At 63.3% G+C, this 21,196-nt stretch carries 17 protein-coding genes; 5 read left to right on the top strand and 12 right to left on the bottom strand.

Annotation, left to right across the window (positions count from 1 at the left end; translation table 11 throughout):
- The 9 genes from nuoI to IPF85_RS09810 all read right to left on the bottom strand — a co-directional run bounded on the left by nuoI (nucleotide 1) and on the right by IPF85_RS09810 (nucleotide 11,469).
- The gene (gene nuoI, locus IPF85_RS09850; RefSeq protein WP_343407911.1) at nucleotides 1–489 is read right to left on the bottom strand and encodes an NADH-quinone oxidoreductase subunit NuoI; all 489 of its coding nucleotides are present in this window, start codon (nucleotides 487–489) and stop codon (nucleotides 1–3) included.
- 62 nt (nucleotides 490–551) lie between these two features.
- The gene (nuoH, locus tag IPF85_RS09845; RefSeq protein WP_343407910.1) at nucleotides 552–1,556 is read right to left on the bottom strand and encodes an NADH-quinone oxidoreductase subunit NuoH; all 1,005 of its coding nucleotides are present in this window, start codon (nucleotides 1,554–1,556) and stop codon (nucleotides 552–554) included.
- A gap of 25 nt (nucleotides 1,557–1,581) precedes the next feature.
- Entirely contained in the window at nucleotides 1,582–4,218 is a 2,637-nt protein-coding gene (gene nuoG, locus IPF85_RS09840) for an NADH-quinone oxidoreductase subunit NuoG (RefSeq protein ID WP_343407909.1), read from the bottom strand.
- 4 nt (nucleotides 4,219–4,222) lie between these two features.
- Nucleotides 4,223–6,091, bottom strand: a complete 1,869-nt coding sequence (nuoF, locus tag IPF85_RS09835; protein ID WP_343407908.1) for an NADH-quinone oxidoreductase subunit NuoF — start codon at nucleotides 6,089–6,091, stop codon at nucleotides 4,223–4,225.
- Between the two features lie 13 nt (nucleotides 6,092–6,104).
- Nucleotides 6,105–7,868 carry an NADH dehydrogenase (quinone) subunit D gene (gene nuoD, locus IPF85_RS09830; protein ID WP_343407907.1) on the bottom strand — a complete coding sequence of 588 codons (1,764 nt, stop codon included), beginning with the start codon at nucleotides 7,866–7,868 and terminating at the stop codon, nucleotides 6,105–6,107.
- A 64-nt stretch (nucleotides 7,869–7,932) separates the two neighbouring features.
- Nucleotides 7,933–8,451 carry an NADH-quinone oxidoreductase subunit B family protein gene (locus IPF85_RS09825; RefSeq protein WP_343407906.1) on the bottom strand — a complete coding sequence of 173 codons (519 nt, stop codon included), beginning with the start codon at nucleotides 8,449–8,451 and terminating at the stop codon, nucleotides 7,933–7,935.
- A gap of 4 nt (nucleotides 8,452–8,455) precedes the next feature.
- Complete coding sequence (ndhC, locus tag IPF85_RS09820; protein WP_343407905.1) at nucleotides 8,456–8,812, bottom strand: NADH-quinone oxidoreductase subunit A; 357 nt, start codon at nucleotides 8,810–8,812, stop codon at nucleotides 8,456–8,458.
- Between the two features lie 201 nt (nucleotides 8,813–9,013).
- The gene (locus tag IPF85_RS09815) at nucleotides 9,014–9,946 is read right to left on the bottom strand and encodes an L-lactate dehydrogenase (RefSeq protein ID WP_343407904.1); all 933 of its coding nucleotides are present in this window, start codon (nucleotides 9,944–9,946) and stop codon (nucleotides 9,014–9,016) included.
- Entirely contained in the window at nucleotides 9,943–11,469 is a 1,527-nt protein-coding gene (locus tag IPF85_RS09810; protein ID WP_343407903.1) for a metallophosphoesterase, read from the bottom strand. Before IPF85_RS09810 ends, IPF85_RS09815 begins: the two co-directional genes overlap by 4 nt.
- 294 nt (nucleotides 11,470–11,763) lie before the next feature.
- On the opposite strand from IPF85_RS09810, the gene IPF85_RS09805 reads away from it, so the two are divergent.
- Entirely contained in the window at nucleotides 11,764–13,281 is a 1,518-nt protein-coding gene (locus IPF85_RS09805) for a leucyl aminopeptidase (protein WP_343407902.1), read from the top strand.
- Nucleotides 13,282–13,336: 55 nt separating this feature from the next.
- Here IPF85_RS09805 and IPF85_RS09800 read toward each other — a convergent pair whose 3' ends face one another.
- The 3 genes from IPF85_RS09800 to IPF85_RS09790 form a co-directional block, all read right to left on the bottom strand.
- Nucleotides 13,337–13,732, bottom strand: a complete 396-nt coding sequence (locus tag IPF85_RS09800) for a hypothetical protein (protein ID WP_343407901.1) — start codon at nucleotides 13,730–13,732, stop codon at nucleotides 13,337–13,339.
- 95 nt (nucleotides 13,733–13,827) lie between these two features.
- Nucleotides 13,828–14,667, bottom strand: a complete 840-nt coding sequence (locus IPF85_RS09795; protein WP_343407900.1) for a DegV family protein — start codon at nucleotides 14,665–14,667, stop codon at nucleotides 13,828–13,830.
- A 68-nt stretch (nucleotides 14,668–14,735) separates the two neighbouring features.
- Nucleotides 14,736–15,296 (bottom strand): sigma-70 family RNA polymerase sigma factor, encoded by a 561-nt coding sequence (locus IPF85_RS09790; RefSeq protein WP_343407899.1) that lies wholly within the window; start codon nucleotides 15,294–15,296, stop codon nucleotides 14,736–14,738.
- Nucleotides 15,297–15,752: 456 nt separating this feature from the next.
- Between IPF85_RS09790 and IPF85_RS09785 the strand changes: the two genes are divergently transcribed.
- The 4 genes from IPF85_RS09785 to IPF85_RS09770 all read left to right on the top strand — a co-directional run bounded on the left by IPF85_RS09785 (nucleotide 15,753) and on the right by IPF85_RS09770 (nucleotide 21,193).
- Nucleotides 15,753–16,562, top strand: a complete 810-nt coding sequence (locus IPF85_RS09785; RefSeq protein ID WP_343407898.1) for a hypothetical protein — start codon at nucleotides 15,753–15,755, stop codon at nucleotides 16,560–16,562.
- A gap of 59 nt (nucleotides 16,563–16,621) precedes the next feature.
- Nucleotides 16,622–17,197, top strand: coding sequence for an aminoacyl-tRNA hydrolase (gene pth, locus IPF85_RS09780; protein ID WP_343407897.1), 576 nt, complete (start codon nucleotides 16,622–16,624; stop codon nucleotides 17,195–17,197).
- Between the two features lie 91 nt (nucleotides 17,198–17,288).
- Nucleotides 17,289–20,837, top strand: coding sequence for a transcription-repair coupling factor (mfd, locus tag IPF85_RS09775; protein WP_343407896.1), 3,549 nt, complete (start codon nucleotides 17,289–17,291; stop codon nucleotides 20,835–20,837).
- Nucleotides 20,834–21,193 carry a hypothetical protein gene (locus tag IPF85_RS09770; RefSeq protein ID WP_343407895.1) on the top strand — a complete coding sequence of 120 codons (360 nt, stop codon included), beginning with the start codon at nucleotides 20,834–20,836 and terminating at the stop codon, nucleotides 21,191–21,193. Before mfd ends, IPF85_RS09770 begins: the two co-directional genes overlap by 4 nt.
- Nucleotides 21,194–21,196 lie beyond the last annotated feature (3 nt).

Raw genomic sequence — 21,196 nt, 5'->3', positions numbered from 1 at the left:
TCACACGTCCGACCGGATCACAACGTTCGGCTCCGGCGAGTTGAGCAGGTCTTCCTTGGTCAATATCAGGTCACGGCGGGTATACTGGGCCAGCGATAAATCGTGCCCCAGCACAATCGCCTCCACCGGGCAGGCTTCTTCGCAATCACCGCAAAAAATGCAGCGCAGCAGGTTGACCTCGTACACACGCGCGTAGCGCTCGCCCGGCGACACACGCCCGCTATCGCTGTTTTCCGCCGCCTCCACCAGGATCGCCCCGGTCGGGCAGGCCGCCTCGCACAGCGAACAGCCGATGCAGCGTTCCAGGCCGTTTTCATAGCGCCGCAAATAGTGCCGCCCACGAAAGCGCGGATAAATCGAAGCCGGCTGCTCGGGGAACTCCACCGTCACCGGCGCCTGGAACAGATGCTTGAGGGTGGTTCCCATCGCCTGCGCAATCTGGAAAGTGCCCCGGAAAGAATCCCGGATAGTATCGTTAAATGCTGACATGACTCTACTCGCTGATTCTGTCGCGCAATCCGCCGGATTGCAGCCTGCAATAAGAACAACGGCTAACCAATGACCACCTTCAGTACCGCTGTCACCGCCAGGTAGGCCAGGGACAGCGGCAGCAGAAACTTCCAGCTAAAACGCATCAATTGGTCATAGCGCGCACGCGGGATGCTCGCGCGCACCCAGATGAACAGGAACAACACCGCAACCACTTTGAGGAAGAAGTAGACAAGTCCCAGCCCGGGGAACTGGTCCACCAACGGCCCCTTCCAGCCGCCGAAGAAGAGCGTCGTCATGATCGCACTGCTGGTAATCATGTTGATGTACTCCGACATAAAGAACAGCGCAAACTTGATGCCGCCATATTCGGTTTGGAAACCGGCAATCAGCTCATTCTCCGTTTCCGGCAGGTCGAACGGCGAACGGTTGGTCTCAGCCAGCGCGCAGATGAAGTACGGAATGAACGCCACCATCATCCACAACGACTGCCACAGCGCTCGCGGCGTCTCCACCATTCCCCGCAGGCTGAGCGTGCCCGTGATGATGACGAAACTCGCCAGCAGGACCCCCATCGGCAGCTCGTAGCTCACCATCTGCGCGCTCGCTCGCAGCGCGCCCAGGATCGAATAGTTGTTGTTGGACGACCAGCCGGCCAGAATAATACCATAGGTGCCCACACTCGCAATCGCCAGCACATAGAGCAACGCGATATTGACATCGGCTATGAAGAAGTCAATCTTGCGCCCAAACAGCATCATCGAAGGGGCGATCGGCACCACCGCAAAGGCCACCAGGGCCGGCAAGAGCGACAAAGCCGGCGCCAGCAGGTACACCGGTTTATCCACGTGCGCGGGCACCACTTCTTCCTTGAAAATCGCCTTCAACGCATCCGCCACCGGCTGCCCCAGGCCAAACTTCCAGGCCCGGTTCGGCCCATAACGTACCTGAAAGCGCGCCACCAGCTTGCGCTCGTACCACGTCAGGTAGGCAAAGGCCGTCAATAGGCCAATGATCAGCACCAGGCTCTTGATGATCGGAATGACGACGAGACTCATCCAGTCCATAGTTGTCTCTTGCTTTCTCCCGCCCCTACGCCTTGCTCACGGCGACACGCGCCGCAACCGCCTGACCAGTCAACAGGTTGGCCGGTTCGCCGGTCTGGCCTGATGGCACCCAGGCGCTGCCCGGCTGCACGCTGGCATCCACCTTAACCTGCAGCGTCACCTGGCCGGCCGCCGATGACACCGTCACATTATCGCCGGCGGACAGCCCCTGGGCCTGCGCATCGGCCGCATTCAGCCCCACGAACGGCGCCGGCGTCAGTTGAGCGATCTTCTCGGTGGCCCGCAGCAGACGGCCGCCGTCGAACAGCAGCGTGCCCCCCACCAGCGCCAGCGGATACGCGCCGTCGCCGCCGGAGGTCTTGAGATCCACGGCCTGGAATTTGCGATTAGCCGCGGGCCTGGCGCTCGTTTGTTTGCCGGTCGCGGCCAGGGCATCCCAGTGAATCCCTGCGTAGGCAGGGATGGCGCGACTGATTTCTTGCATGATCGCGGCCAGCGAATCGAAGTCGAAGCCGGACCGGCGCCGCGCTGTTCTGGCAGCCTTGTCCTTGCCCTTCTTCTCCTCACGCTTCTCTGCCGCGGCCGGCGCTGCGTCTGCCCTCTTGTCCAGCGGCCACAGCCGCGCCAGGTGCAACAGAATCGCCCAATCGGCCGCGGCCTGCCCATGCGGACGGTTGCCGGCCAGGCCGCGCTGCACGCGGCCCTCCAGATTGGTAAACGTGCCATCGGCTTCGATGAACGACGCAGCCGCCGGCAGCACCACATCGGCCAGGTTGGCGGTTTCGCTCAAGAAAATGTCCTGCACCACCAGGAAATCGAGTTTTGCCAGGGCGGCGCGGGCGGCGGCGCTGTCCGCGGCGGGGTCGGCGCCCATGACGTAGAGCGCCTTCACCCCGCCGGCGATCATCTGCCCATAGCTGAGACCAGGCTGCGCCGGCAGCGGCGTGTTCCACAGCCGCCCCAGGTGCTCACGCGCCGCGGCATCGTCCAGGCTGGCTTGTCCCGGCAACTGCGCCGGCAGCAGCCCCATATCGCGGGCGCCCTGGCTGTTGGCCTCAAGGCCCACGTAGGCCAGGCGCTCGCCATGACCACACAGCCAGACCAGGTTCTGCAGGGCTTGCAGGGTCGCCGCGCCAGCCGGGCCACGCGTCAGCAGCGGGCCAAACAGGATGAGCGGGTTCTTGGCCTGCGCCAATGCCTGGGCCGCGGCTTCCAGCGCCTGCTGCTCGACGCCGGCCAGGGCCTTGACCACCGCGGGCGTGACTTCGCTCACCCAGCCGGCCAGTTGCGCATAGTTGGGAATGCGACGGGCCGCCGGCTCATTCTCCCATTTATTCTTCAGAATCGCCCGCGCCATGCCGTGGAACAGCGCCACTTCGCCGCCGGGACGATAGGGCAGGTAAGTCCCCGGATACTTAGTCAGTTCAACCCGGCGCGGGTGCGCGATGAGCAGCCTGGCGCCCTTGCGCCGCGCGGCGCGCTTGATGAATAGCTCCAGCACCGGCGCCTCTTCGGACGGATCGAAGCCCAGGAGGACGATCAAATCGGCGCTGTCCACCTGGCGCAGGGCCGGCAGGCCGTTGCTGATGGCCGCCACGGCCGCGCCAAAACGATGATCCACGTTGTTCGTGCCTACCAACGTGCGCATCAGCTTCTGCAGCAGATAGCTGGTCTCGTTCGCCAGTTTGGCCGAGCCGATCGCGCCCACAGCCGCCGGCCCGCTGGTCTGCGCGATCCCGCTCAAGCGGTCCGCGACCAGGGTCAGCGCCGCGTCCCATGTGGACGGTTCCAGCGCGCCGCCCTTGCTGCGACGCACGAGCGGCGTGGTCAGGCGTTGTGGGCTGTTGACGTAGTCCACGGCAAAGCGCCCCTTGTCGCACAGCCACAGGTCGTTCACCGCCGCATTCTCGCGCGCCGTCACCCGGCGCAGTTCGTTGTGACGCACATCCGCCCGCACGTTGCAGCCCACCGCACAGTGCGTGCAGATCGTCTCCACCCCCTCGATGGCCCACGGCCGGTAGCGGAAGCGCGAGGCGCGATTGGTCAGCGCGCCCACGGGGCACAGGTCAATGATGTTGCCCGAGGTCTTGGCGTCCACCGGCCGGCCGGGGAAGATGTCAATGATGGTCTCGCCGCCGCGCTCGAACAGACCCAACTGTGGCTTATCTTCCCACTCTTCCAGGTAACGGGTACAGCGCCAGCACAGAATGCAGCGCTCCTGGTCGAGCATGATCAGATCGCTGATGGGGTAGTGCTTCTGCTTGCGCCGCTTCGGCTCCACAAACTGACTCAGCCCAGGGCCATACTCGAAGGTCTGATCCTGCAACGGGCACTCGCCGCCCTTGTCGCAGATGGGGCAATCGAGCGGGTGGTTGGTCAGGATGAAGGCCAGCGTCGCTTCCTGCGTCTCCTTGACCAGCTTCGTATCCGTTTTGACGATCATGCCCTCCGCGACCGGCACAGTGCAGGCCGTCTGCAGGCGTTGGCCGCGGCTGTCGCCAATCTCGCACAGGCACATGCGGCACGCGCCCAGTGGATCGAGCCGCGAATGCGAGCAGAAGACAGGAATATCGGCTCCGATTGTCTTGGCCGCGTCTGTCACCAGCGTGCCCGCAGGCACGGAGACCGGACGGTCATCTATTGTCAGGTTGATATTAGCCATGGGTTCAATCCAGCTCTGCTGCGTTCGTGGACGGCCGATAGGTGGGCCGCAGCGGCATCTCGGGGCGGTCCAGACCAGGATTCTTCTCTCTGATGTACTGCTCGAACTCCGGCCGGAACTTGTCCAGGTGACTCTGCAGCCCCCAAACCGCGGCATCGCCGAACGGACAGAAGGCGCGGCCGCCGGCCACGAAGTTCGTGATCGAGCGGGCCAGGTCGAGATCGCTGAGATTGCCCTCGCCGGCCTCGATGCGGATCAAGATCTTTTCCAGCCAGGAGGTGCCCTCACGGCACGGCGTACACTTGCCGCACGATTCCTCACGGTAGAACGACAGCGTGCGCCGGGCAACTTCCACCAGGGATTGTCCTTCGCCGATGACGATCACGCCGGCCGAACCAAGCATCGAGCCTGCGCCCTGGATGCTTTCGTAGTCCAGCGGTGTGTCGAGCTGCGTTTCGGTCAGCAGTTTCATCGAAAGGCCGCCCGGCACCACCGCCTTCACCGGCCGATCGTCCGGCGTGCCGCCGCCGTAGGTGTAGATCAACTCGCGCAGCGTGGTGGCGTGCGGCAGTTCATACAGACCGGGACGCTTGACCCAGCCGCTCAGGCAAAAGATGCGGAAGCCGGAACTCTTCTCGGTGCCGAACTGTTTGTACCAGGCCGCGCCGTGCCTGATGACGTGGGGCACATTGCAGATCGTTTCGACGTTGTTGACCACCGTCGGCTTGCGATACAGCCCTTCGACGGCCGGGAAGGGCGGCTTGAGCCGCGGGTGGCCGCGCCCCCCCTCCAGCGAGCTGAGCAGCGCGGTCTCTTCGCCGCACTCATACGCGCCCGCGCCGCGATGGACGATGATGTCCAATTCGTTGGCGGTTCCGAACTGGCCCTTGCCCAGGAAGCCCCTGGCTCCGGCCTCGGCAATGGCCTGCAGCAGGCGCGTGGTCGCAAAGTAGTACTCGCCGCGGATATAGATGAAGGCCTGCTTGCATTCAACCGCATAGGCCGCCAGGATGATGCCCTCGATCAACTGATGCGGGTCATACTCCATAATCATGCGGTCTTTGAAGGTGCCCGGCTCCGACTCATCGGCGTTGACCACCAGGTAGCGCGGATAGACGCCGGCCGGCAGGAAACCCCACTTGACGCCCGCAGGAAAGCCGGCGCCGCCGCGGCCGCGCACGTTGGCCGCCTTGACTTCTTCGAGCACCTCTTTGGGCGTCTTGGTGGTCAGCGCCAGGCGCGCGGTCTCATAGCCGCCGTCACGGATGTAGACCTCAATCGTGTGCGAGTCTGGCTTGTCCACATTCGCCAGCAGATAGCGCGGTTCCATGCCGCCGTGTCTGTACGGCCCGGCCGGGTAACGTTCACAGGTCTCGAAGCCCTGGCCGGAACCAATCAGGCCAAGCGCCTGCTCGACTTTTTCGGCCGCGTCGAGTTCCTCGAAATAGCGAATCTTGCCGGTCGCCCGCTCCGTCGCCATGAACATCGGCGCGGTGCCGCACGCGCCGAGGCATTCCATATGATCGAGCGTGAACTTGCCGTCGGGCGTCGTCTCTCCGTAATCAACCCCCAGCGCCTGCTTGAGCTGATTGGCGCAGCCTGTGGCCCCGCGCAGTTGGCAAGGCACGTTGGTGCATACCTCCAGGTGATACTCGCCCACCGGGTGTAGATTGAACATGGAGTAGAAGGACGCCACCTCTTCCACTTCGGCCGGCATCAGGCCAAAGAGTTGAGCGACATCCTGCAGCGCGGCCGCCGGCAGCCAACCCGCTTCACGCTGAGCCACATAGAGCGCCGGCAGCAGGGCCGAAAGACCCTGAGGGTAGCGCGCCATCAGTTCTTTGATTTCAGTTTGTGCTAAGTCAGAAAGCATGTTTTCATTAATCCTAGCGATCCACATCGCCCAACACGATGTCGAGCGAGCCGATGGACGCCACCAGGTCCGAAAGTAAATGGCCGCGGGCCATCGTGTCGAGCGATTGCAGGTGAACAAACGACGGGCCGCGCACGTGCAGGCGGTAAGGTTTTGCGCTGCCATCCGAGATGATGAAATAGCCGTGCTCGCCCTTGGAGGCCTCGATGGTCGAGTAGATCTCCATCGGCGGCACATGGAAACCCTCTGTCATCAGCTTGAAGTGATGAATGAGCGATTCCATGCTGCGGTCCAGCTCCGCACGCGGCGGCAACGCCACCTTACGATCGGCCGTCTTCACAGGGCCAGCGGGCAGATTGGCTGCGGCTTGCTGCACGATGCGCAAACTCTGCCGCATCTCCTGCATACGCACCAGGTAGCGCCCGTAGGTGTCGCCCAATTCAGAGGTGGGCACCTCGAAGTCGTAGTTTTCATAGCCGGAGTACGGCCGCGCCTTGCGAATGTCGTACTTGACGCCGCTGCCGCGCAGCATGGGGCCGGTGCAACTGAGCGCCAGCGCCTGGTCGCGGGTCAGCACGCCAATCCCCTGCGTGCGGGCTTTCCACAGCACGCTGTCGGTCAACATGCCCTCGTAATCATCCAAATGGGCAGGCATCAGGGCCAGGAAGTCCTGCAGCCGCGGCATGAAGGCCGGCGGCAGGTCCTGCCAGACGCCGCCAATGCGGATGTACGAGGTGGTCAAGCGGGCGCCGCATACCATCTCGAACAGATCGAGGATCATCTCGCGCTCGCGAAACGCGTACATCAGCAGCGACATGATGGTGCCGGAAAGGTCGAGCACATGCGTCGCCAGCCACAGCAGGTGCGAGGCGATACGCTGCAGCTCGGCCATGATGACACGGATGACCTGCGCCCGCGCTGGAATCTCGATGTCGAGCATGCGCTCCACAGCCACGCAGTAGGCCAGGTTGTTTTGCATGGCCGACGCGTAGTCCATGCGGTCGGTGTAAAAGACAAAATCCTTGTAACGCTTGCTTTCGCCAGACTTCTCGAAGCCGGAGTGCAGATAGCCGACGTCAGGCGCCACGCGCACCACATTTTCACCGTCCAACTCAACGATGAGGCGCAGGACGCCGTGCGTGCTCGGATGCTGCGGCCCCATGTTGACCACCATGTGCTTGCTGCTGTCCATGCCCGCGGGCATGGTCGGCGCCAGCGATTCGGCCGGCAGAATCTGGCGACCCAGGCTGGCAAATTCTGGCTCGCCCCAGGTCACGGTAAAAGGCACCGGTTCGCCGCCCAGCGGCGCGTCCTTGCGCAAGGGATGGCCCTGCCAGTTGTCAGGCAGCAGGATGCGGCGCAGATCAGGGTGTCCCTCGTAGCGCACGCCGAGCAGATCGAAGGCCTCGCGTTCCATCCATCCGGCGCCGGCCCACAGCGGAGTCAGGCTGGGCACCTTGGGCGCATCGCCGCCGGGGGCAGGAGTGCGCAGACGGAGCTTGCGATTGTGCGTGGTGTCGTACAGATTCCAGATGGCGGTGAAGCGCGGGCTGTGGCCCAACTTCAGGCCGTCAATGGCCGTGGCGTCTGACATCAGGTCGAAGCCGTGCTCGTCGCGCAGCGCGTGCGCCACCGCGAACACCTTGTCCGGCCGCACGGTGACGGACGGATCGCCGCGAAAGGCCTCGGCAGCATCCAGGATCGCGTCCCCAAAACGGGCACGTAAGGCTTCTTCCACTTCTTCCACACGAACGGTTATGCTTGCAGCAGAGTCCATAAATGATTGAATCCAGTCTCACTTGACTCATTGACGCGTCGCTGTCACCGCGGTGATCAGGTGATCAGGCGGCGGTTATTTCTGGCTGGGTTGCAGTGGCGTTGGGGAAACGTCCCAACTTCTCACGACCGATCTTCTCTTGCAGCTTGGTCAGCGCGTAGAGGAGGGCTTCGGGGCGAGGGGGGCAGCCGGGGACATAGACATCCACCGGAATAATTTTATCCACGCCCTGAATGATGGCGTAGTTGTTGAAAGGGCCGCCGGCCGAGGCGCAGATGCCCATGGCGATGACCCATTTCGGTTCGGCCATCTGGTCATACAGGTGCTTGATGACCGGGGCCATCTTGTTGGACACGCGGCCAGAGACGATCATCAGGTCAGCCTGGCGCGGCGAGGCGCGGAAGAGTTCGGAGCCAAAGCGGGCAATGTCATGCCGGGAGATGCCGCTGGCGATCATTTCGAGGGCACAGCAAGCCAAGCCAAAGAGCAGGGGCCACACCGAGTTGCTGCGACTCCAATTGACCGCTTTTTCAAGCGTCGTGGTGATGACAGAATCGTCCGGTAGTTGATTCTCAAGACCCATGTGCCTAATTCCAGTCCAGGGCGCCCTTGCGCCACACGTAGACGTAGCCAACCAGGAGGAGAAGGACAAAGACCCCCATCTCGATCAGGCCAAACAGGCCGAGTTGACCGAGCAGCACTGCCCAGGGGTAGAGAAAGATGACCTCGATATCAAAGAGGATGAAGAGCACAGCGACCACGTAATAATGCACGGGAAAACGGCGCCGCGCATCATGAAACGGGATCATGCCCGACTCGATGGGTGCGAGCTTGGTTTTTGTGGGGCGTTGGGGGCCAAGCACCGACGGAACGATGATGGCGATTGCCGAAAACAGGATAGCGATAAGAAAAAGCACTAACAGCGGGATGTAGTCTAACGACACGCAACCTCCCAAATTCAATTGTTGAACGCTACGCGCCAGAGGCTATACAAAACATCACCCCACACGGCGTGTGAGGTGACGACCATGACACCTGATTGGTATTTTAGTTACATCGTGCCTTTTGTCACTACCGTTATTGTAACATGACGATAGGCACTTGTCAATCTCTGTAAGCCGTGCAGCCGATGCAGCCCTGTGCCGTCAGAGGCCAACCGACGCGGCAACCTCTCGCAACACGGTGGCCGAACGTTGCAAGGCAATCAGCTCGTCGGGGCTGAGATCAGGCAGCAGCACACCTTCGACGCCGCTCAGATCTACGATGCTTGGCAGGCTGAGGCACACATCCTGCATGCCAAACTGCCCGGTCATCAGGGTGGAAACCGTCAGAATCGTATTCTCGTCGCGCAGAATCGCTTCGACGATGTGCCGAATCCCCAGGCCAATGGCGTAGTAGGTGGCGCCCTTGCGTGCAATGATCTCATAGGCTGCGCGACGCACCTGCGTGCTGATGTCAGCACGCAGCGCGGGGCTGTATTCGATGCCGCGTTGATGACAGAAATCCTCCACCGGCAGCCCGGCCACCGTCGCCCGACTCCAAACCACCACCTCGCTATCGCCATGTTCGCCAATAACGTAGCCATGCACGCTGCGCGGGTCAACGCTCAGGCGCTGTCCCACCAGGGCACGCAGCCGGGCCGTGTCCAGGACAGTCCCGGAGCCTATCACCCGGCTGGCGGGCAAGCCTGACAGCTTGAGGCTGACGTAGGTCAGGATGTCTACCGGATTGGAGACGATGAGCAGAATGGCATCGGGCGCCGCGGCCACAATCTGTGGGATCATCTGCCCAAAGATATCCGCGTTGCGCTTCACCAGGTCAAGGCGGGTCTCGCCCGGCCGCTGCGCGCTGCCGGCCGTAATCACCACGATCCGCGCGCCGACGCAGTCCGCATAGGCGCCCGAGCGGATCGTCACCGGGCGCACGAACGGTGCGCCGTGCATGAGGTCCATCGCCTCGCCCTCGGCCTTGCGCTCATTGACATCAATCAGCACAATTTCGGCCGCCAGCCCGCTGATCATCAGGGCATAGGCCGCACTGGCGCCAACCGCGCCCACTCCCACCATCGCAATTTTCATACAGAATATCTCCTATGGTTCGCTTTGTCTGCCTGGCTCACAATTGGAGTCGTCAATGGCATCTTCCAGGCTGCCACTACCACCCCGATGTCGTAGATGTCCACCACGCCATTGCCGTTGAAGTCGTAGCGCGCATCGGGCGACATCCAGGCCGCGGCCACAATCTGGATGTCGGCCACGTCCTGCTCTCCATCGCCGTTGAAATCACAGCAGGGCAGGGGAGTCGGCGTGTCGGTCGCCGTCGGCGTGTCGGTCGCCGTCGGCATGTCGGTCGCGGTCGGCGTGTCGGTCGCCGTCGGCATGTCGGTCGCCGTCGGCGTGTCGGTCGTGTCGGTCGCGGTCGGGGTGTCGGTCGCCGTTGGCGTGTCGGTCGCGGTCGGGGTGTCGGTCGCCGTTGGCATGTCGGTCGCGGTCGGGGTGTCGGTCGCCGTCGGCATGTCGGTCGCGGTCGGGGTGTCGGTCGCGGTCGGGGTGTCGGTCGCGGTCGGGGTGTCGGTCGCGGTCGGGGTGTCGGTCGCCGTTGGCGTGTCGGTCGCGGTCGGGGTAGGCGTAGCGGGCGCGATCAGGCTGAAGGTGTCAATCACCACGCCAGCCTGAGTGATGAATTGAAAGGTCAGATGCGCATCGCTGGCCTCCACCAGCATGGCGCCAAAATCGCCATTGAAGCGCACTTCACTGCCGGCAACGGGGACGCCAAACGCGTAGATGGTGTAGCCGCCCAAACCGTTGACGAAATAGAGAAATCCGTCCACCAGGATGCGTTCATAGGTGTGGTCATGGCCGGCCAAGACTGCCGTTGCGCCCCAGGCCGCGTAAGGCCATTGCAACGTGGTGTTGGAGCCGTGCGCGGCGGATGAATAGGGCGCATGATGAAAATAGATCAGTTTCCACGGTTCTGGCGCCGCGGCCAGGGCATTTTGCAGCCAGAGGGCCTGCGTCGAGCTGTCCGTGATCCCATCCGGCTCTTGTGAATCGCTGTCCACGGCAAAGAAGTGTACGGCTCCGCGACCAAAATCGTAGTAGCGCTCATTGCCAGGCAAGGTAAAATAGTCCAGGTAGGGCTGCAGAGCGCCTGTCATCCAATCATGGTTGCCTGTCGCCGGAAAGAATCGGTTTTCCGTGGCGCCCGCTCCGTAGCTGCCGGTGTAGGGGAAGATGAAATCGTGGTAGAATTGGCCGATGTGGGGGTCAATCGTCGTCGCCTCGCCGGCCGGGTAGTTGTTGTCGCCCAACGTGATGACAAGATCGGGGTTCCAACTGGTCACCAGCGCAGCCACGGCCGCCTCGGCCTGACCGCCGCCGCCGTAATCGCCAATGACAGCGAAACGCAGCGTACCGGGCGTCACTGGCGGCAGTGGGGTTGGCCGCACATGTTCCGGCAGAGCGTTGCGCGCCGACTGCGTCACCTGCGAGCTCCCTACCAGCGGCGGCAGCCAACGCAGCAGCAGCGCCAGGCTGGCGATCAGCAGCGCGGATAAAAGCAGTGGGCGCATCCGTTGCCAGTAGTGGGTGAAGTGAGTCATAGAACGCATCGTCAGAGTCCTCTCGCGCCCAATTGTAGCACGCCGAAGGGTGCCGCGTCAATCACCCGTGGTTCCCGGACACCCTGTTTGCACGCGACGGCCGCGCCGGCGATGAGGAATCTCGGCGACAACGAATGGCCGCGCACCTGCGAATTTTCGCCTGCTGACAGTATGAGTATAATGAACAACGCACGCGGTAGAGACCCAATGCAAGAAAAGCAAACCAAATGAGGAGAGAAAACGAGGAGACGATCCTGCGGCCCACGGAGGAGCGTCCCCCGGCAACACAACACCATGAATATCATCGTCAAACATTCCAGCCCGGACGCGGTGGTCAGTGACTTACTGGCCATCGGCCTGTTCGAAGGTCAATCGGTCAAAGAAGCGGGCTACGGCACGCTCGACGCGGCCCTGGGCGGCCTGATCGAGCAGGTCATCACCGCCGGCGACTTCGAAGGCAAAGCGCTCAAGGCACGCTTGCTCTACACCCACGGCGACGCCATCGCCACGCGACGCATCCTGCTGGTAGGGCTGGGTAAGCAAGCCGAATTCACCCTGGCGGTCGCCCGCCAGGCAGCCGGCGTGGCCGCCCAAACCCTGGCCGACCTGAAGCTGCGCCGCCTGGCCACGGTGGTGCATGGCCTGACCGCCGCCGGTGTCGCGCCGGCCAGCGCGGCGCAGACCATCGTCGAGGGCACGCTGCTCGGCCTCTATCGTTTCATCACCCACAAGCGTGAGGAAAATACCCAGCGCCCCACCGTGGATGCCGATGAATTGATCCTGTTGGCGCCGGCGGCCGAGATGGTGTCGGCCCTGGAGTCCGGCGCACAGGTCGGCCAGATCCTGGCGACGAGCGCCAACCTGGTACGCGACCTGGTCAACGAATCCGGGAATTATGTCACGCCGAAGGTGTTGGCCGGCCAGGCCCAGGCCCTGACGCAGGATATGGGTATTAGCCTGACCGTGTACGGCGAAGAAGCCATGCGCGAGATGGGCATGGAGTCCTTCCTGAGCGTCAGCCGTGGCAGCGCGCAAGAGGCGCAGTTCATGGTGCTTGAATACTTCCCGGCCGCTGCGGGCGCCGATACCCTGGTGCTGATCGGAAAGGCGATCACGTTCGACACGGGCGGCATTTCGCTGAAGCCCAACGACGGTATGTGGGAGATGAAGTGCGACATGGCGGGCGGCGCGGCCGTCATCGGCGCGCTGCGCAGCATCGCTCAGCTCAAGCTGCCGGTGCGCGTGGTGGGCCTGGTGTGCGCGGCCGAGAATATGCCCGGGCCGGACGCCATCAAGCCCGGCGATGTGGTCAAGGCCATGAACGGTAAGTCGGTTGAGTACATGAGCACCGATGCCGAGGGCCGCATGGTGCTGGCGGATGGGCTTTGTTACAGCGCCCGTTATCAGCCCGCGGCCGTGATTGACTGCGCCACCCTGACCGGTTCGATCGTCATGGCGCTTTCGTCGGACATGAGCGGCGTCTTCGCCAACGACGATCCGCTGTTCACGCGGATTCAGAAGGCGGCGGATGCGGCCGGCGAACCGGTGTGGCGCATGCCGATCTGGAAACCCTATCGTGAGCGTATCAACAGCGATGTAGCCGACATGAAAGGCAGCACCGGGACGCGTTACGCGGGCGCCATTACGGCTGCGTTGTTCCTGCAGGAGTTTGTGCCGGAGAATACGCCCTGGGCACACATGGACATCGCCGGCACAGCCTGGCAAGAAGATCACAAGCCTTATCAGCCACGCGGCGCGTCGGCCAATCCGATGCGTACGCTGGTTGAGCTGGCACGTGCGTGGGCGAAGTAGGGAGCAGGGAATAAAAAAGAAACCGGGTTTCTGCGAGAAACCCGGTTTCTGGTTTCTATTGTATCGGCAAAGGCGGCGCCCCATTGCCGCTGCGGCTGCGCCAGAGATAAGCCAGAACACCGACAACCGACACGGCGGAGCCAATCGCCGCCGCGCTCAACATCCAATCGCGACGCGTGTCGTGATCCAGTGGCTCCAACGCCAGCGAATGGGAGAGCTGGCGGTACCCGCTGGCGACCAATGACCGGTGTAGGTCCTGACGGAAGGCCGCGCGCGGCTTGACCGGCCGCAGCCAGGCCGCCAGATCACGCGCCAGGCGCAGCAGCGGCGCAATGTCATAGCGCACCTCTGCAAACAAGGCGAGGTAGTCCTGCGCATGGTCATCACCGATCAGCAGACGATCAGCATGTGACGACAGCAGGTTGGCGACGGTGGTGTCTTCAATCATCATGATCCCCCTCCTTGTAACTGTGCCACGTAACTCTGCCACGAATTAAGCCCTTTGCTTTCGTGCCATTCGTGGCAAGAAAATGAACTGGTAGAAGCCTAGATCGGATAGGCCACGATGCCAAGCGTACCAGGCCCCAGGTTGGCGGCAATGGATGTACACAAGGGCGCAATAAAAGCCTGTTTCAGAGTCAGGATTTGCTCGGCCCGCTGCATCAGGCTGGCGGCTTCATCTGGTGCGCGGGCATGGATCACCGCCAGGTTGATCGGCGCCTTGCCCACCTTCTCCACAACCAGGTCGAGCAGATGCTGCAAAGCGCGCTTGCGCGTGCGCACGCGCCCCTGCACGTCAAGCGAGCCTTCATGCAGGCCAATGATCGGCTTGACATCCAGCAGAGATGCCAGGGCAAACTGCAAGGCGCTGACGCGCCCGCTCATTTGCGCGAACCGCAGATCTTGAAGCGTCAGGAAAATCAGCATGCCCTGGCGGATCACGCGCATGCGGGCCAGGATTTCTGTCAGGCCGGCGCCAGCCTGACTCATCTGCCAGGCCTCCCAGACCATGAACCCAAGTCCCGCCGAACCTGCCATGCTATCGAAAACCTCAACCTGCACCTCGTCTTGCACCATCGCTTTGGCTAGTTCAGCCGAATTGACGGTGCCGCTCAGTTTGCTGGTAATATGCAGCGACAGGACCGGGTCTCCGCCCTTGCCCGCCGCACGGTAAATGTCGGCCAGCAGGCCGGGCGCGGGCTGCGATGTTTTGGGAATCATACCCAACGTGTGGATCTTTTCATAGAAGGTCACTTCGTCAATCGTCTCACCTTCCAGATAGGCGTCCGCGCCGAAACGAATGGTGATCGGCGCCACATGCATGGAAAGCTGTGCCAGCAGGGCGGGCGGTAAGTCGCAGGTTGAATCAGTCACCAATTGCAGCATAGATCAAACATCCAGTTTTCTGGGGAGGCCGAAACGATCCGGCAGGCCTGGCGCCGAGCGCTCTGCCCTCACCAGTGAAAGCTGCGCGTCGCCAGGTCTTCGCGCAGCGCGATCAGCGTGCGATGGTAGAGCGACTTGATCGCACCTTCCGTGCGTCCCATCATCTCGCCAATTTCCGCATTCGGCAGCCGTTCCACAAATTTCAGCAAGATGAGCTGCTGGCGGTCTTCGGGCAGGCGGCGGACAGCGGCCACCAGTTCCCCACGGCGCTCGTTGTCTTCGGCATGCACATCAGGGCTTTTACCGCGCGGCCCGATGGCGGTCACATCTTCCAGCGACACGAACTTGCGCCGGCCGCGATCACGATGCCAATTGGCCACAAGGTTATGGGCAATACGGTAAAGCCAGGCCGAGAATGGTAGCCCCCGATGGACGTAACGCCCAATACTGTCCAGCGCACGAAAAAAGGTGCGGGCTGTCAAGTCTTCGGCGTCGGCCTGGCTACCCGTCCGATAGTAGATGTAACTGTAGATGCGATCAACGTAGATCTCATACAGTTGGCCGAAGGCTTCAGGATTAGTCTTCGCTTGTTCAATCAGGCTCAATTCGCTTTCGGTTGTTCGCGCCACCAGTGACTTCTCTCCTCGGCACGTGTCCGAAGGTCGAGAGCGCCAGCTACGCCCGGAAGCCCTAACCCATTTGCACCGGCTAGAACACCGAACGTTGCCCAAAGTTGCGCGCTGCGTCAAAGGCAACTTCGCTCTCGCACCCGGCCACGTCTTCTGCTACGTCTTCTGAATAGAACGATTGTAGCCGATACCCTGCGGCTGGTCAACTACCACAGTCAGACCGGCAGCTGGCCCGGCGCTTGGAACCGCGGCGGCGCCCGGTTCGTTTGCATTGGCGTGACAGCTCAAGAAATTTCTGCGCAGAGCGCAGGTCAACGCAGGCCAGACCCGTTGCCAACCACTTTGGGAACTTTCCTAAATCACGCTGCCGGTTTGCGCCTCGGTTAGGCTTGTGCTACACTAACCAAGATGACCCCGAATTCACCTGATTTGTTGATTTGCTGAAGGGGAACCCTTATGACTCGAACCCGGTCACGGTTGGCCTGGACACACGCCATTGCCCGACTCCTGTTGATCGGCGCCCTCCTGGCGCCTGATTTGGCGCTGGCCTGGCAGGGTGGTCAGGTCACCATCAGCTCACCGCAGCCGTTTTCAACCCTGCGCGGCGTTATTTCCATCAACGGCACGGCCACCCATCCGAGCTTTCAGCGTTTCCAGTTGTACTTCCGCTCCGAGAGTGTGCCTGACGAATGGCACTTCATGTTCGAGCAAATCAACCAGGTAGCCAACGGCCTGCTTGGCACCTGGGACACGCGCGGCGTGCCTGATGGCACCTACGCCTTGCGCCTGCGCGTGGTGCGGCTGGATGGCAACTATGACGAAAAGGAGATCAACGGCCTGCTCGTGGTCAACACACGCCCCATTGATACGCCAACGCCAGACGCCACGCCCACTGTGCCCGAGCCGGCCGCACCCACCGCCACCCCAACCGCCCTCTTTACGCCGACGCCGGTGACGGTACAGCAGCCGCAAATTGCCACCCCCACCCCACGGGTCACCGTGGCGGTGACGGCTACGGTCGCCAGCGGCACAGTGACACCGGGCGGCACCCCTGACAGCGGCGCATCCGCTGCCGGCGCAACCGACGGCGGCAACCTTCTCGGCGACCTGTTCAACCTGGGTGAGATGCCCAGCACCCTCAGCGGCAGCAGTCTCGGTGCAGCATTCTTGCGCGGCGTCCGCCTCACCCTGGCCGCATTCGCCTTCCTGGCTGCGTATGTCGTACTCAAGTGGCTGATCCGTTGGCTATTAGCCCACCGGCCATAAGAAACCCGGTTTTTAGAAGAAACCCAGTTTCTGGGAGAAACCGGGTTTCTGAGACATTGATGAACGAAGACCTCTTCCTGATCGTGGGTCTGGGCAATCCCGGCCCACGTTTTGCCCGCCATCGTCACAACGTTGGTTTCCAGGTCGTAGATTTGCTGGCACAGCGGCATCACTTGGCGTTTCAGCGCGCCGAGTTTCGCGCGGCCGCGGCCAGCGGCACGATCGGCGAGCGCCGTGTGCTGTTGGCCAAGCCGCAAACCTTCATGAACCTGGCCGGTCAGGCCGTGGCGCCATTGGCGCGCTTCTACAAAATCCCCATCCCCCAGATCCTGGTGCTCTACGATGAGCTTGATCTGCCCCTGGGACGGCTGCGCTTCCGGTCCGAAGGCGGCTCCGGGGGCCACAACGGCATGAAATCGCTGACGGATAGCCTGGGCACCCAGGCTTTTGCGCGCCTGCGCATCGGCATTGACCGCCCGCCCGGCAAGATGGACCCGGCCGCCTATGTGCTGCAGGATTTCAGCAGTGACCAGGAATTCGAGATGGCCTTTTGCCGTCCCCGCGCCGCCGACGGTATCGAAATTTGGCTGCGCGAGGGCATCGTCGCCGCCATGAACAAGTATAACGCAGTCTGAATCAGAAAGCGGGCTTTTCGCCCACAGAAGCCTGCCTCCTGCGAGAAATCGGACTTCTTGCCCCAGGCGCCATTGGCCAGAGAGAACGCTCATGCAACTTGCAGGCCTGCTGTCACTCGTCCAGGATATTCCAGCCTATGCTGCGCTGCGTCAACGCGCCGAAGAAGGGGCCGCGCTGCCGCCGCTGGCGCTGGTACACTCAGCGCGGCCGTTTCTGGCGGCCGCGCTAAGCCGCGATCTGGCGCGCCCCACCCTCATCCTGACCGCGCGCAGCGAACAGGCGTACCAGTGGGCCGACACGCTGCGCGCCTGGCTGCCAGAGCCGGCCCGCGTCCATCTCTTCGCCGATCCTGACGCCCTGCCCTATGAACGCATCACCTGGTCACGTGAGACCCGGCAGCAGCGCCTGGGTACGCTTGTCGCCCTGACCCAAACGCCACGCGCTGGCGATGCGCCCAGCCAACCGCCGGTGATCGTGGCCTCGGCCCGCGCCCTGGCTCTGTTGACCCTACCCCGGCGTGAGCTGGCCCTGGCCCTGCGCCCGCTGCGCAGCGGTCAGATGACCGAGATGGCCGGGCTGCTCGAAAAATGGCTCGGCTGGGGCTATCAACCGGCGACCGTGGTGGAAGAGCCGGGCGCGTTCAGCCGCCGCGGGGGTATCGTGGACGTGTGGGCGCCCAACCTGCCCTGGCCTCTGCGCCTGGAGCTGTTCGGCAACGAGATTGACAGCCTGCGCTTCTTCGATCCGAGCACGCAGCGCACCCTGCCCGCCGAGCAGGGCGGCCGCGTGTCCGAAGTTCTCCTCGGCCCGGCCAGCGAGGCCCTGCCGCGCTACGGCCCGGCCGCCCAACTGCGCCTGGAGGCGCTCGACCTGACGCCGTGCCATGCGCCGGCGCAGCATGACTTCGAGCGCGAGCGCAGTCAATTACTCAGCGGCGTCGGCTTCCGCGGCGTCGAATGGTACATCCCCTACCTCTACAGCCAGCCGGCCACCCTGCTTGACTATCTTCCGACCCACAGCCTGCTCCTGGTGGATGATGGCGCTGAGCTGACCGCCACCCTGTCCGACCTGCAGGCGCAGGCCGAGCAACTGGCGCGCGACCTGACCAACGCCGGCGAGCTTCCCCATGGCGCCCTGCGCCCCTACGCCGCGGTGGATGACCTGCGCCTGCGCCTGCAAGCGCGACAGCCCGTGCTGCTCGGCTTCGGCGACCTGATGGGGCGACCGGTCGCGCAAGGCACAGACCTGGCACACGCCTTCTTGCCGGCGCCTCATTTCGGCAGCAAGGTGCGCCGCGTGGTGGAAGAGGCCGAAGCCTGGCGCAAGGCCGGTCAGCGCACGGTGTTGATTACCCGGCAGTCGGCGCGCCTGGATGACCTGATGCGCGCCGCCGGCCAGGCGCCAATCGTGACCGAAACCCTGGCAGACGCCCCCCCGCCGGCCGTTTACCTGGTGCCCGGCAGCCTCAGCGAAGGTTTTGTGCTGCGCAACGAAGATCAAGGCGGCATCCAACTCACCGTGCTGACCGACGCCGAGCTGTTTGGCATGGCGCGGCCGGCGCCCAAACGGGCCATGCGCGCTCGGCCCGTGGCGCCAGAGACCTTCTTTGCCGATCTGCACGCCGGTGATTTTGTCGTCCACATGGAGCACGGCATCGCGCAGTTCCAGGGCCTGGTCAACCTGGACATGGGCGGCGTGCCACGCGAATACCTGCATCTCTCCTATGCGCAGGGCGACCGCCTCTACGTGCCGGTGCATCAGGCTGACCGCCTCAGCCGCTATGTGGGCGGCGGGGACGGGGCGCCGGTCTTACACCGCCTGGGAACCGCCGACTGGGAGCACGTCAAGCAGCGCACGCGCCGCGCCGTAGCCGACATTGCCGACGAACTGCTCGACCTGTACGCGGCGCGTGAGCTGGTGGCCGGCCATGCCTTTGCCCCGGACGGCGTGTGGCAGGATGAACTCGAAGGCTCCTTCCCGTACGTGGAGACCGAAGATCAACTGGCCGCGATCGAGGACGTCAAGCATGACATGGAGCGCAGCCGCCCCATGGATCGCCTCATCTGCGGCGATGTGGGCTACGGCAAGACCGAAGTCGCGCTGCGCGCCGCGTTCAAGGCCATCATGGATGGCAAGCAGGTGGCGGTGTTGGTGCCGACGACCGTCCTGGCGCAGCAGCACTTCACCAACTTCAGCCAGCGCCTGCGCTCGTACCCGGTCAACGTGGCGATGCTGAGCCGCTTCCTCACCGGCAGCCGGCAGGACGAGGTCATCGAAGGGTTACTCAAAGGCAGCGTTGACCTGGTGGTCGGCACACACCGCCTGCTGAGCCAGGATGTGATCTTCAAGGACATGGGATTGCTCATCATTGATGAAGAGCAGCGCTTTGGCGTGACGCATAAGGAGCGCCTGAAACAAATGCGCACCGAGGTGGATGTGCTGACGCTGACGGCGACGCCGATTCCACGCACGCTGCACATGAGCCTGACCGGCGTGCGCGACCTGAGCACGATTGACACCCCGCCGGAGGAGCGCCTGCCGATCAAGACGACCCTGGCCGAGTACGATGAACAGCTCATCCGCCAGGCCATCCTGCGCGAGATGGACCGCGGCGGACAGGTCTATTTCGTGCATAACCGCGTGCTGGGCATCGAGCAGTTGGCGCAGCGGGTACACACCATCGTACCCGAAGCCCGCATCGGCATCGGTCATGGGCAGATGCCAGAGCGCCAGTTGGAGCAGGTGATGCTCGACTTTGCCAACGGCGAGTGTGATGTGCTGGTCTGCACCACCATCATCGAGAGCGGCCTTGACATTCCCAACGTCAACACGATCATCATCAACCGGGCCGATCATTTTGGCCTGGCGCAGCTCTATCAGTTGCGCGGGCGGGTCGGGCGCAGCGCGGTGCGCGCGTATGCCTATCTGCTCTATGACCGCGGCGCAACGCTGTCGCTGACTGCGCGGCGACGCATCGAGGCCATTCTGGAGGCCAGCGAACTGGGCGCCGGCTTCCGCATCGCCATGCATGATCTGGAGATTCGCGGCGCCGGCGAAATCCTGGGTGCGCGCCAGCATGGTCACATGACGGCCGTCGGCTTCGATCTCTACACGCGGCTGCTGGCGCAGGCGGTGGACGATGCCCGCACGCAGCGCCAGATGGAAGCGGGGGCCGATGGGCAGGGGCGGCGACATGCCCTGATCGCTGCCCTGGCGCCGGCCGTCACACTTGAGCTGCCGCTGGAGGCGCGCCTGCCTGAGGATTACATCGCCGATGCCGGGCTGCGGCTGCGGCTCTACCGCCGCCTTGCCAGTCTGGGCGATCTCAACGCCATCAGCGACTTCCGCCAGGAGCTGAGCGACCGCTTCGGCGCGCCGCCGCCAGCCGTTGACAATCTGCTCTACCAGGTGCGGGTCAAGGCGCTGGCAACGCAGGCGGGCGTCAGCAGCATCGCGGTGGAAGAGCAGCGCCTGATCATCAAGACGCCGTGGCTGGAAAATGCAGACGGCCGGGCGCTGCAGCAAAAGCTGGGCGCGCCCGCGCGCGTGATCAGGGACGCCATCTGGCTGCCGCTGAACGCGCCGGACTGGCAGGCGCTGCTGGCGCGGGTGTTGGAGGGGATGGGAGGGGAGAGATGACAGATCGTGAATTTCTACAGGCTCGCCTCAAGACATTGCAGAGTTTGACCGGGACATCTGCGGTGCTCAAGGGCAGCGGTGTGAGCGGCCTGCAGAACAAACTGCACGCAGCCTGGGAATTGGAACAACGACTGCTCGCGCGCATCCTGGCCGAGCCGGGCGACCTTGCGCAGACCATCAGCGCCTGGCAAACGCGCACGCAGGCGTTCATAGCAAAGAATCCGGGGCGCGAGGGGTGGAGCGATGCACAGGGGCACGCCTGGAACGCGTCACAAGTCCTTGCCCTGCTGACCGACGTGCAGCAGCGGCTGGACGCGCTGAAACAGCCGGACGAGTTCGAGGAGGAGGGAGAGTAGCGC

The organism is Candidatus Amarolinea dominans (genome assembly GCF_016704685.1).
In the GTDB taxonomy this organism is placed as follows: Bacteria; Chloroflexota; Anaerolineae; order SSC4; family Amarolineaceae; genus Amarolinea; species Amarolinea dominans.
Note: the sequence above shows the minus strand (reverse complement) of the source record. Positions and strands in the feature narration are given on the sequence as shown.

Coding starts and splice junctions, on each gene's coding strand:
- nuoD (WP_343407907.1), bottom strand. CDS start 7,868: ATGGACTCTGCTGCAAGCATAACCGTTCGTGTGGAAGAAGTGGAAGAA.
- IPF85_RS09805 (WP_343407902.1), top strand. CDS start 11,764: ATGAATATCATCGTCAAACATTCCAGCCCGGACGCGGTGGTCAGTGAC.
- IPF85_RS09825 (WP_343407906.1), bottom strand. CDS start 8,451: ATGGGTCTTGAGAATCAACTACCGGACGATTCTGTCATCACCACGACG.
- IPF85_RS09800 (WP_343407901.1), bottom strand. CDS start 13,732: ATGATGATTGAAGACACCACCGTCGCCAACCTGCTGTCGTCACATGCT.
- nuoG (WP_343407909.1), bottom strand. CDS start 4,218: ATGGCTAATATCAACCTGACAATAGATGACCGTCCGGTCTCCGTGCCT.
- nuoI (WP_343407911.1), bottom strand. CDS start 489: ATGTCAGCATTTAACGATACTATCCGGGATTCTTTCCGGGGCACTTTC.
- pth (WP_343407897.1), top strand. CDS start 16,622: ATGAACGAAGACCTCTTCCTGATCGTGGGTCTGGGCAATCCCGGCCCA.
- IPF85_RS09785 (WP_343407898.1), top strand. CDS start 15,753: ATGACTCGAACCCGGTCACGGTTGGCCTGGACACACGCCATTGCCCGA.
- mfd (WP_343407896.1), top strand. CDS start 17,289: ATGCAACTTGCAGGCCTGCTGTCACTCGTCCAGGATATTCCAGCCTAT.
- IPF85_RS09795 (WP_343407900.1), bottom strand. CDS start 14,667: ATGCTGCAATTGGTGACTGATTCAACCTGCGACTTACCGCCCGCCCTG.
- nuoF (WP_343407908.1), bottom strand. CDS start 6,091: ATGCTTTCTGACTTAGCACAAACTGAAATCAAAGAACTGATGGCGCGC.
- IPF85_RS09810 (WP_343407903.1), bottom strand. CDS start 11,469: ATGACTCACTTCACCCACTACTGGCAACGGATGCGCCCACTGCTTTTA.
- nuoH (WP_343407910.1), bottom strand. CDS start 1,556: ATGGACTGGATGAGTCTCGTCGTCATTCCGATCATCAAGAGCCTGGTG.
- IPF85_RS09815 (WP_343407904.1), bottom strand. CDS start 9,946: ATGAAAATTGCGATGGTGGGAGTGGGCGCGGTTGGCGCCAGTGCGGCC.
- IPF85_RS09770 (WP_343407895.1), top strand. CDS start 20,834: ATGACAGATCGTGAATTTCTACAGGCTCGCCTCAAGACATTGCAGAGT.